The organism is Streptomyces sp. MK37H (assembly GCF_018035285.1).
In the GTDB taxonomy this organism is placed as follows: domain Bacteria; phylum Actinomycetota; class Actinomycetes; order Streptomycetales; family Streptomycetaceae; genus Streptomyces; species Streptomyces endocoffeicus.
Window position 1 is genome coordinate 1 of sequence record NZ_JAAAYH010000411.1, and the last position, 8033, is coordinate 8033.

The following is an 8033-nucleotide window of genomic DNA, read 5'->3' on the forward strand; positions in this document are numbered from 1 at the left end:
TGCCCGGGGTCTCGCCGGTACCGCCGTGGCCTGGGGCCCCTGGGGCGAGAGCGGTATGGCGGCCGGAGACGGCGGCGACCAGCTGGCGCGTCGCGGTCTGCCCGCGATGGCGCCCGGTCTGGCGATGGCCGCGTTGCAGGGGGCGGTCGCGGGTGACGACGGTGTGGTGACGGTCGCCGATGTGGACTGGGAGCGTTTCGCCCCCGCGTTCACCATCGGGCGGCCGAGCCCGCTCCTCGGCGAACTGCCCGAGGTCGTATCGGCCCTGGAGCAGGCCCGTGCCGCCGAGGAGAGCCACGCGGAGGGCGGATCGCGCCTGAAGGAAAGGCTCCTCGCGCTGGCTCCGGGCGAGCGGGAGCGCGCCGTGCTCGACCTGGTACGCGGTCACGCGGCCGCGGTTCTCGGATTCTCCGGTATGGAAGGTGTGGAATCCGACCGCGCCTTCAAGGAATTGGGGTTCGACTCGCTCACGGCGGTAGAATTCCGAAACCGGCTGAACGCGGACACGGGTCTGCGGCTGCCCACCACACTGGTCTTCGACTATCCCAACGCAAGGGCTCTCGCGGAACACGTACGAGCGGGCGTCCTCCCCGACGAAGGGACATCCGCCACTCCGCTGATCGCGGATCTGGAAAAACTCGAGGCATCACTCTCCACGGCTGAGCCGGACAACGCCGAGCGAATGGCCATCGCATCCCGACTCCAGGTACTCCTTGCCAAACTGAATGGCGGAGAGGGTGGAGCGACGGAAGCTGAGAGCATTACGCAGCGGCTTGACGAGGCGTCGGACGACGATCTCTTCGATTTCATCGAAAATGAGCTCAGCTAGTTGTGACCGCCGAGGTGCAGTTCTCTGGCCTCCTTTCATTCCTCAGTCTTCTTTGACTCGTAATAGGCAAGGTTTTCATGGTGAACGAAGATAGGCTTCGGGACTACCTCAAGCGGGTAACGGCAGATCTGCACCAAGCGCGCCAACGCCTGCGCGAGCTGGAGGCAGGAGAGCAGGAACCCATCGCGATCGTGGCGATGAGCTGCCGTTTCCCGGGCGGTGTGGGGAGCCCCGAGGATCTGTGGCGGCTGGTGGCCGGTGGTGGTGATGCCATCTCCGACTTCCCGTCCAACCGTGGGTGGGACGTGGACGGGATGTACGACCCGGACCCCGAGCGCTCGGGCACGTTCTACTCCCGTGAGGGTGGTTTTCTTCACGACGCGGGCGAGTTCGACGCGAGCTTCTTCGGGATCTCGCCGCGTGAGGCCCTTGCCATGGATCCGCAGCAGCGACTGCTGCTGGAAACCTCATGGGAGGTCTTCGAGCGGGCGGGCATCGCTCCGGGGTCGGTGAAGGGCCGCCGCGGCGGTGTGTTCGTGGGCGCCGCCACCTCGGGTTACGGGGCGGACGTCGACGGCTTCCCGGAGGAGATCGAAGGCCATCTGCTGACCGGTACGGCGACCTCGGTCGTATCGGGCCGTATTTCTTACACCTTCGGTCTCGAGGGCCCCGCCGTGACGGTGGACACGGCCTGTTCATCGTCGCTGGTGGCCCTGCACCTTGCGGTTCAGGCGCTGCGCCAGGGCGAGTGCGACCTGGCGCTCGCCGGTGGCGCGACGGTGATGTCGACACCGGGCGCCTTTGTCGAGTTCAGCCGGCAGCGCGGCCTGGCCCCCGATGGCCGTTGCAAGCCGTACGCGGACGCGGCGGACGGCACCGGCTGGTCCGAGGGCGTCGGCATGCTCCTCGTGGAGCGGATGTCCGACGCGCGCAAGAACGGCCACCCCATGCTGGCGATCGTGCGGGGCTCCGCGGTCAACCAGGACGGTGCGTCCAACGGTCTGACCGCCCCCAACGGCCCCTCGCAGCAGCGGGTCATCCGGGACGCGCTGACGAGCGCCCGCCTGACCCCGTCCGATGTGGACGTCGTGGAAGGGCACGGAACCGGTACGTCCCTGGGCGACCCGATCGAGGCGCAGGCCCTGCTCGCCACGTACGGCCAGGACCGGCCGGAGGGCCGCCCGCTCTGGCTGGGCGCGCTGAAGTCGAACATCGGCCATACGCAGGCCGCCGCCGGTGTCGCGGGTGTCATCAAGATGGTGATGGCCATGCGGCACGGCATGTTGCCGCGGACGCTGCATGTGGACGAGCCGTCGCGGCAGGTGGACTGGTCGGCGGGCGAGGTGCGGCTGCTGACCGAGGCCACCGCGTGGCCCGAGACCGATCAGCCGCGCCGGGCGGGCATCTCCGCCTTCGGCGTCAGCGGCACCAACGCGCACACCATCATCGAGCAGGCCCCGCCGGTTGAGGATGAGGACGAGGCGGGCGCGGTTTCCGACGGCGACGCCGGTGTGGCCACCTGGCTGCTGTCGGGGCGTGGCGCGGACGCGCTGCGCGCCCAGGCGGCCCGGCTCAGGGCGTTCCTGCTGGAGCGGGCCGAGTTGAGCGCGCTGGACGTCGGCCATTCGCTGGTGGCGACGCGGTCGATGTTCGAGCACCGTGCCGTGGTGTCCGGTGCGAACCGTGCGGAACTCCTCGCCGGGCTCGAGGCCGTCGCCGCGGGCGAGGTCGCCCCCAATGTGCTCCAGGGCGTGGCCGGGTCGGCGGTCAAGACGGCGTTCCTCTTCTCCGGCCAGGGTGCGCAGCGCCTCGGGATGGGCCGGGAGCTGTACGACGGCTTCCCGGTGTTCGCCCAGGCGCTGGACGAGGTGTGTGCGCATCTGGATGTGGTGCTGGACCGTCCGTTGCGGGAGGTGGTGTTCGCGGCGGAGGGGAGCGCGGACGCCGAGCTCCTGGATCAGACGGCGTTCACCCAGCCCGCTCTCTTCGCCATCGAAGTGGCGCTGTACCGGCTCCTGGAGCACTGGGGCGTCACCCCGGACGTGCTGATCGGCCACTCCATCGGTGAGATCGCCGCCGCCCATGTGGCCGGTGTGCTCTCCCTGGAGGACGCGTGCACGTTGGTCGGGGCGCGTGGCCGGCTGATGCAGGCGCTGCCCGAGGGTGGCGCCATGGTCGCGGTGCAGGCATCGGAGGAGGAGATCACGGGCTCGCTCGCCGGGCGTGCGGCCGAGGTGAGCATCGCGGCCGTCAACGGCCCGACCGCCGTGGTCATCGCCGGTGACGAGGCCGCGGTCCTGGAGATCGCCGCCCAGTGGTCGGAGCAAGGGCGCAAGACGAGCCGGCTGCGGGTCAGCCACGCCTTCCACTCCCCGCGCATGGACGCGATGCTGGACGACTTCCGCCGTGTGGTGCGGGGACTGTCCTTCCAGACCCCCACCCTGGCGCTGGTCTCCAACGTCACGGGTGAGCCGGTCGGGGCCGACGAGGTGTGCTCGCCGGAGTACTGGGTGCGGCATGTGCGCGAGGCCGTGCGCTTCGCCGACGGCGTTCGCTCCCTCGCGGCCCAGGGCGTCACCGCGTACATCGAGGTGGGCCCCGATGGTGTGCTCTCGGCGATGGCGCGGGACTGCCTTGCGGGAGAGACGACTTCGGCCCCGGCCGTGGTGCCGGTCCTGCGCAAGGGGCGCCCTGACGCCCAGGCCCTGATGGCCGCGCTGACCGAGGCCCACGTCCACGGTGTGACGGTGGACTGGGAGCAGGTCTTCGCCGGGCGGGGCGCCCACACGGTCGAGCTGCCGACGTACCCCTTCCAGCGGCAGCTCTACTGGCTCGAGGGCACGAACGCGGGGTCCAGCGGTTCCGCCGCGGACAGTGTGGACGCGCGGTTCTGGGACGCGGTGGAGCGCGAGGACCTGGAGGCGCTGGCCAAGGCGCTGGACATTGATGGCAGTGGCTCGCTCGGCGAACTGCTGCCCGCGCTGTCCTCGTACCGTCGTCAGCAGCGCGACCGGGCCACGGTCGACGGCTGGCGGTACCGGATTTCCTGGAAGCCGGTCCCGGAGACCCCCGCGGCCACGCTCTCGGGGACATGGCTCCTGGTCGTCCCCGCCTCCGGCGACGATGACGCGTTCGCCGAGTCGGCGTCCGCCGCGCTCCAGCGGCACGGTGCCGAGGTCGTTCGAGTGGTGGCCGACGAGGCCGACCTCGCCCCCGGTGCGCTGGCCGACCGGCTGCGTGAGATCGCCACCGATCCGTCCGGGATCGGCGGTGTGCTGTCCCTGGTGGGCGTGGACGAGCGGCCCTGCACCGAGCACCCGGCGGTCTCCCGTGGCCTCGCCCTGACACTGACGCTGGTGCGGGCCCTGACCGAGGCCGACATCCGGACCCGGCTGTGGTGCGCCACCCGGGGTGCCGTCTCGGTGGGCCGCTCCGACCAGCTCACCAGCGCCGTTCAGGCGGAAATCTGGGGGCTTGGCCGGGCGGCCGCGCTGGAGCACCCCCGCATCTGGGGCGGCCTCGTCGACCTGCCCGAGACGCTCGACGAGCGCGCCGCCGCGCGACTGGCCTGGGCGCTGTCCGCCGGGGACGGCGAGGACCAGGTGGCGGTGCGCGGATCCGGAGCGTACGCCCGGCGCCTCTCCCGCGTCACGGTCGGCAACGAGTCGGCGGAGCGCGCGTGGCGGCCCCGGGGCACGGTGCTCATCACCGGTGGCACCGGCGCCCTGGGCGCGCAGGTGGCGCGCTGGGCCGTGCGCGAGGGCGCCGAGCATGTGGTGCTGACGAGCCGTCGCGGCCCGTCGGCCGAGGGTGTTTCCGAACTCACGGCGGAGCTCGAGGAACTCGGCGCCGAGGTGACCGTGGCGGCCTGCGACGCCGCCGACCGCGATGCCCTCGCCGCCGTGCTGGCCGCCATCCCGGAGCGGTATCCGCTGAGCGCCGTCGTGCACGCGGCGGGCATTCTGGACGACGGTGTACTGGACGGCCTGACCGTCGACCAGCTCACCGGGACCCTGGCCGCGAAGGTCGAGGGCGCGCGCCATCTGCACGAGCTGACCGCGGAGCTGTCGCTCGACGCGTTCGTGCTGTTCTCCTCGTTCGCGGGCGCCGTCGGTGGCGCGGGCCAGGCCGCCTACGCGGCGGCCAATGCCTACCTGGACGCGCTGGCGCAGCAGCGCCGCGCCCAGGGCCTGGCCGCCACCGCGGTCGCCTGGGGCCCGTGGGCCGAGAGCGGCATGGCCGCGAGTGGTCGCGCCGGGGAGCGGATGCGCGGCGGGCCACTGCCCCCGATGGCTCCCTCGCTCGCCCTGGACGCGCTGCGCTGGGCCGCCGGTCATGACGAGGCCGCCCTGGTCGTGGCCGACATCGACTGGGCCGCCATGGCCTCCATGCTGAGCGCGGGCCCCAGCGCCCTCGTCAGTGACATCCCCGAGGCGCGCGAGCTCCTGACCGCCACGGCCGGGACCACCGGCCGGGCAGTGCCGGGCCATGAGCTGCGCGACCAGCTGGCCGGACGGTCGGACGAGGAGCAGCGCCTCCTCCTGCTGGACCTCATCCGCACCCACGCGGCCTCCGCGCTGGGCCACTTCTCGGCGGAGTCCGTCGAGCCGGGCCGCGCCTTCCGGGACCTCGGATTCGACTCCCTCACCGCCATCGAGCTGCGCAACCGGCTCGACCTGGCCACCGGTCTGAGCCTGCCCGCGACCCTCATCTTCGACTACCCGACCGCGGAAGCGCTCGCCGACCATCTGTGGCAGGAGCTGGGCGGGGCCACCGCCGAAGCGGCCACCTCGGCGGTGGCGCACCGGGCGCGGCCGGTTGACGACGACCCCATCGCGATCGTGGCGATGAGCTGCCGCTTCCCCGGCGGGGTCGAGACCCCGCAGGAGCTGTGGCGGCTCCTGGCCGAGGGCGGCGACGGCATCGCCGGATTCCCCGGCGACCGTGGCTGGGACGTCGAGGGCATGTACCACCCGGACCCCGAGCACCCGGGCACGTTCTACGCCCGCGAGGGCGGATTCCTCTACGGGGCGCCCCAGTTCGACCCCACGTTCTTCGGGATCTCGCCGCGCGAGGCCGTGGCCATGGACCCGCAGCAGCGGCTGCTGCTGGAGACGTCCTGGGAGGCATTCGAATACGGGGGAGTCAAACCGGCCGCGTTGCGGGGCACCCGGACCGGTGTGTTCGTGGGCACCAACGGCCAGGACTACTCCACGATCATGCTCGACGCCCCCGAGGACTTCGGTGGCCATGTGGGCACCGGCAGCGCGGCCAGCGTGGTGTCCGGGCGCATCTCGTACACCTTCGGTCTCGAGGGGCCGGCCATGACGGTGGACACGGCCTGCTCGTCCTCGCTGGTGGCGCTGCACCTCGCGGTGCAGGCGCTGCGCCAGGGCGAGTGCGATCTGGCCCTGGCCGGTGGTGTGTCGGTGATGTCGACGCCGGGTGCGTTCGTGGAGTTCAGCCGCCAGCGCGGGCTGGCCCCCGACGGCCGGTGCAAGCCGTTCGCTGACGCGGCGGACGGCACGGGCTGGTCCGAGGGTGTCGGCATGCTGCTCGTGGAGCGGCTGTCGGACGCGCGCAAGAACGGCCATCCGGTGCTGGCGATCGTGCGCGGTAGCGCCATCAACCAGGACGGCGCCTCCAACGGTCTGACGGCGCCGAACGGCCCGTCCCAGCAGCGGGTGATCCGGCAGGCGCTGGAGAGTGCGGGGCTGTCCGCGTCCGAGGTGGACGCGGTCGAGGCCCACGGCACGGGTACGACGCTGGGTGACCCGATCGAGGCGCAGGCGCTGCTCGCCACCTACGGCCAGGAGCGGCCGGAGGGCCGTCCGCTGTGGCTGGGCGCCATCAAGTCGAACATCGGTCATACGCAGGCCGCCGCGGGCGTGGCCGGGGTCATCAAGATGGTGATGGCCATGCGCGCGGGCGTGCTGCCGCGGACGCTGCATGTGAACGAGCCGTCGCGGCAGGTGGACTGGTCGGCGGGTGAGGTGCGGCTGCTGACGGAGGCCACCGCGTGGCCGGAGACGGGCCGGCCGCGCCGGGCGGGTATCTCCTCGTTCGGACTGAGCGGGACCAACGCCCACACCATCATCGAGCAGGCCCCCGACCTCGAAGAGGCCGTGGCCTCTGAGGCGGCCGGGCCCGAGACGTCGGTGTCGGCGGCTGTGGTGCCGTGGCTGGTGTCCGGCAAGAGCCGGGAGGCGCTGCGGGCGCAGGCCGAGCGGCTGTACGCGGATGTGGCGGCCCGGGAAGACATCGGTGCGCTGGACGTCGGACACACGCTCGCGTCCCGGTCGGTGTTCGAGCACCGCGCCGTGCTGGTGGGCGAGGACCGGGAGACCCTGCTGCGCGGCCTGTGGGCCGTCGCGGAGGGCGGAGTCGCCTCGGGAGTCGTCCAGGGGCAGGCCGTCACGGGTGGCAAGTCGGCGTTCCTGTTCTCGGGCCAGGGTGCGCAGCGCCTGGGCATGGGCCGGGAGCTGTACGACGCCTTCCCGGTGTTCGCCCAGGCGCTGGACGAGGTGTGTGCGCATCTGGATGTGGTGCTGGACCGGCCGCTGCGGGAGGTGGTGTTCGCGGCGGAGGGAAGCGCGGACGCCGAGTTGCTGGATCGGACGGCGTTCACCCAGCCGGCGCTGTTCGCGGTCGAGGTGGCGTTGTTCCGGCTGCTGGAGCACTGGGGTGTCGGCCCGGATGTGCTGATCGGTCACTCCATCGGTGAGATCGCCGCCGCGCATGTGGCCGGGGTGTTTTCGCTGGAGGACGCGTGCACGCTGGTCGGGGCGCGTGGCCGGCTGATGCAGGCGCTGCCGGAGGGTGGCGCGATGGTCGCGATCGAGGCCTCCGAGGAGGAGATCGCGGGCTCGCTGGCCGGGCGTGCGGCCGAGGTGAGCATCGCGGCCGTCAACGGTCCGACCTCCGTGGTCATCGCGGGTGATGAGGCGGCGACGCTGGAGATCGCCGGACAGTGGGAGCAGGAGGGCCGTAAGACCCGCCGGCTGCGGGTGAGCCACGCCTTCCACTCGCCGCGTATGGACGCGATGCTGGACGACTTCCGTGGCGTTGTCTCCGGCCTGTCCTTCCAGGCGCCGTCCATCGCCCTGGTGTCGAACGTGACGGGCGAGGCGGCGGACGCGGCCGAGGTGTGCTCGCCGGAGTACTGGGTGCGGCATGTGCGCGAGGCCGTGCGCTTCGCGGACGG

2 protein-coding genes are annotated in these 8033 nt (G+C 72.1%); both read left to right on the plus strand.

Annotation, left to right across the window (positions count from 1 at the left end):
* Positions 1 to 829, plus strand: an 829-nt coding sequence (locus GWI24_RS36085; RefSeq protein WP_374103377.1) for a phosphopantetheine-binding protein, incomplete at its 5' end; no start/stop codon positions are given.
* Positions 830 to 906: 77 nt separating this feature from the next.
* The coding region (locus GWI24_RS36090; protein WP_210950258.1) for a type I polyketide synthase at positions 907 to 8033 on the plus strand (7127 nt) is incomplete at its 3' end.